Here is a 4,081-nt window from a genome sequence, read left to right as displayed (position 1 = left end):
AGATGTGTATAAGAGACAGCCTGAAAGCGGCTCCCACACCAAGGCTGGCTTATCGAACCGAAGGTGGCTTTTCGGTAAAACAACGGGTTAGCGCTTTAACCTCATGCTGCTTCGTGTATTGCGCACCCCGTCCCCCTTTGGCAAAGTGATCGATCAGCCAGGGGGAGGCTCCCGAACGGAGTCCACGGCCGCGTCCCAACGGAAACCATAATGCGTCTGACCACGATCAAGCTGGCGGGTTTCAAGTCCTTCGTCGACCCCACCACGCTGCACCTGCCCACCAACATGACCGGCGTCGTCGGCCCGAACGGCTGCGGCAAGTCGAACATCATCGACGCCATTCGATGGGTGATGGGTGAATCGGCTGCCAGCCGCCTGCGCGGCGACTCGCTCACCGACGTCATCTTTTCCGGTTCGAGCGCGCGCAAGCCCGTGGGCCAGGCCGCGGTCGAGCTGATCTTCGACAACAGCGACGCCACCATCCAGGGCGAATACGCCAGCTTCGCCGAGATCTCGGTGAAGCGCGTGGTCAGCCGCGACGGCCAGTCCGCCTATTTCCTCAACGGCGCACGCTGCCGTCGGCGCGACATCACCGACCTCTTCCTCGGCACGGGCCTCGGGCCCCGTTCCTACTCGATCATCGAGCAGGGCATGATCAGCCAGATCATCGAGGCCGCGCCGGAGGAACTGCGCACGCACCTGGAGGAGGCCGCCGGCATCTCCAAGTACAAGGAGCGCCGCAAGGAGACCGAGAGCCGCATCAAGTCCACGCGAGAGAACCTCGACCGCGTGCGCGACGTGCGCGACGAGGTCGAGAAACAGCTCGACCACCTGAATCGCCAGGCCCGCGCCGCCGAGCGCTGGAAGGCCTTCAAGGAAGAGCACACCCGCCGGGAGGCCGAGTTGCGCGCGCTGGAATACCGCACGCTTCACCGTCGCCACGAGGGCGAGGGTTCCGGCCTGCGCGAGGCCGAGCTGGAGATCGAGAAGCACCTCGCCACGCAGCGCCAGGTGGAGGCGCAGCTGGAAAGCGTGCGCGAGCGCCATCAGGGCGCCAGCGAACACATGAACCAGGTGCAGGCCGAGGTGTACAAGGTCGGCGCCGAGATAGCGCGCGTCGAGCAACAGGTGCGGCACAACCGCGACCTCAACGAGCGCCTTACGCGTTCGCGTGCCGATGCCGATCGGGAATACGAGGAACTGCAGGGCCACATCGGCGCCGATCGCGAACAGATCGAGGCCTTGCGCATGGCGCTGGCCGAAGGCGAGCCGAAGCTGGAATCGCTGCAGCAGATCCAGGACGAGACGGGCGAGGCGCAGCGCTCGACGGAAGCCAGGCTCGCCGACTGGCAGCAGCGCTGGGACACGCATACGCGCGGCGCCTCCGAATCCAGCCGCGCCGCGGAAGTGGAGCGCACCAAGCTGGCCTACCTCGACCGTCAGGCGGTCGACCTGTCCAAGCGCCGGGAGGCCTTGGAAGCCGAGCAGCGCGCCACCGACGTCGCCGCGCTCGACGCGGCCGCCGAGCAACTGGACACCGAACACGAGACCCATCGCGAACGGGTGGAGCAACTCGGCGGCGTGCTCGACCAGCACAAGGTCGCCTATGAACGGGTGCTCGACGAGGAACGCCAGGTACAGTCGGCGTTGAACGACGCCCGCCAGCAGTTGCAGACCGCGCGCGGCCGGCAGGCTTCGCTGGAAGCCCTGCAAAGCGCGGCGCTGGGCCAGGAAGAAACCGCCGCCAGCGGCTGGCTGGCCCGCCTCGGCCTGGACCGCTCGCGCCGCCTCGGCGAATCCCTGCAAGTGGATCCCGGTTACGAATCCGCCGTGGAAACCGTGCTGGCCGGCGTGCTCGATGGCGTGCTGGTCGACGCCCCGGAAGCGCTGACGCCGGAATTCGAAGCGCTGGGCCAGGCCGACGTCGCCTTGTTCGCGCGCGAGCAGGGCGGCCCCGGCAGCGCCGGTACGCTGGCCGCCCATGTGCGCGGACCGTTGGCCGCGGTGAACCTGCTCGGTCATGTCTTCGTGGCCGATTCGGTCCAGGACGCCGCCTCGCGGCTCGCCTCGCTGGCGCCGCACCAGTCGGTCATCACCCGCGATGGCGCCTGGATGGGGCCGGGCTGGGCCCGTGTGTTGCGCGCGCAGGGCAACCAGGTGGGCGTGCTCGCCCGCGAGCGCGACATCCGCCAGCTCGCCGAACAGATCGAAACGCTCGAGGCCTCCATCGAGGAGCGCACCGAACAACTGGAAACATTGCGCACGCGCAAGTTCGAGACCGAACGCCAGCGCGACGACGCGCAGCGCGATCTCTACGCGGCGCATCGCCGACTTTCCGAACTGGCCGGCCAGTTGCAGAGCCATCGCGGCAAGATGGAAACGGCACGCGCCCGCGCCGAAAAGGTCGGCGGCGAGATCTCGGTCATCGTCGAACAGCTCGACGAACTCGAAGGACAGACCCGCGAAGCCCGTGCGCGCCTCGACGAGGCGGTGGGCCACATGGGCGATCGGGAAGACGAGCGCCGCGGGCTGGAAAACGAACGCCGCGAGCTGCTCGAAGCACGCGAGGAAGCGAGGATCAACGCGCGCGAAGCCGCCGAGCAGGCCCACCAGCTCGCGTTGAGCATGGAGTCCAAGCGTTCCGCGCTCGGTTCACTGGAACAGGCGCTGGGCCGCCTCGACACGCAGCTTCGCCAGGTCATGGCGCGCCGTGACGAGATCGACCAGCAACTCGCCGCGGGGTCCGACCCCATCGCCGAACTCGAGGCCGAGCGGCAGACCTACCTCGACCAGCGCCTGCTGGTCGACAAGCAACTGGTCGAAGCACGCCGTGCCCTGGAAGATTGCGACGCCGAATTCCGCCGCCTCGAACAGGAGCGGCAGCGTATCGAGCACGTGCTCAACCAGGTGCGCGAGAGCGTGTCGGAAAAGAGGCTCGCCGCGCAGGCCCTGCAACTGCGCGCGGAGCAGCTCGCCGGGGCCATCGCCGCCTCCGGGCTCGAACTGGAGGCCTTGCTCGCCGAACTCGCCGAGGACGCCGAACCGGAGCGCTGGCAGCAGCAGCTGGTCGAACTGTCGCAGAAGATCGCCCGCCTGGAACCGGTCAACCTCGCCGCGATCCAGGAGCACGCCGAGCAGTCGCAGCGCAAGGAATACCTCGATGCGCAGCTGACCGATCTCGCCAGCGCGTTGGAGACGCTCGAAGGGGCGATCAAGAAGATCGACCGCGAAACGCGCCAGCGTTTCAAGGAAACGTTCGACCGGGTCAACGCGGGCGTGCAGGAGCTTTTCCCGCGCTTGTTCGGTGGCGGCCACGCCTATCTCGAACTCACCGGCGAAGACCTGCTCGACACCGGCGTGGCGATCATGGCGCGGCCCCCCGGCAAGCGCGTGTCGAACATCACGCTGCTTTCCGGCGGCGAGAAGGCACTTACCGCCGTGTCGCTGGTGTTCGCCATCTTCGGTCTCAATCCCGCGCCATTCTGCCTCCTGGACGAGGTGGATGCGCCGCTGGACGAGGCCAATGTCGGCCGCTTCTCGGCCATGGTCCGCGAGATGAGCGAGAAGGTGCAGTTCATCTTCGTGAGCCACAACAAGGCCACGATGGAAGCCGCACACCAGCTCTGCGGCGTTACCATGCGCGAACCGGGCGTGTCGCGTCTCGTCCAGGTCGACCTGGCCGAGGCAACCAAGCTCGTCGGCGTCGCCTAAGCATCACATCCAAGGAATCGACCATGAACCCCGTCATCGGCCTCGCCTGGAATCCCGCGGTAGGCATCCCGATGCTCTTCGTCGGCATCGTCGTGCTCGTGCTGCTCTGGCTGTTCGGCCAGCCACGCAAGGAGCAAGGGCGCCGAAAACCGGTGCAGGAACAGCCCGAACGCGCGCGCGAGCGCCGCGAGCCGGTGTTCGGCGACGAGCGGGACGACCTGGACGCCGAGGCGCGGGAATCCTTCAGCGCGCGTGACGAAGACGCCGGCGACCCGCTGTTCAGTCCGAAGCCGGCGCAGGGCGAACTCGATGTCGACCTGCGTGCCGAGCTGGAGCGGCTGGGCGCCTCGCTGGCGGGCGAGCGCACGGC

At 67.6% G+C, this 4,081-nt stretch carries 1 protein-coding gene and 1 pseudogene; both read left to right on the top strand.

Annotation, left to right across the window (positions count from 1 at the left end):
- The first annotated feature begins 210 nt into the window (after window positions 1-210).
- Window positions 211-3,711, top strand: a complete 3,501-nt coding sequence (smc, locus tag ACR9ZJ_RS18980) for a chromosome segregation protein SMC (RefSeq protein WP_481288643.1) — start codon at window positions 211-213, stop codon at window positions 3,709-3,711.
- 23 nt (window positions 3,712-3,734) lie between these two features.
- Window positions 3,735-4,081: pseudogene (locus tag ACR9ZJ_RS18975) on the top strand (cell division protein ZipA); the annotation flags it as partial.

The organism is Luteibacter sp. KNZ12-1A (assembly GCF_056755675.1).
The sequence above is the reverse complement of the archived record's forward strand: the minus strand, read 5'-3'. Positions and strand labels throughout refer to the sequence as shown.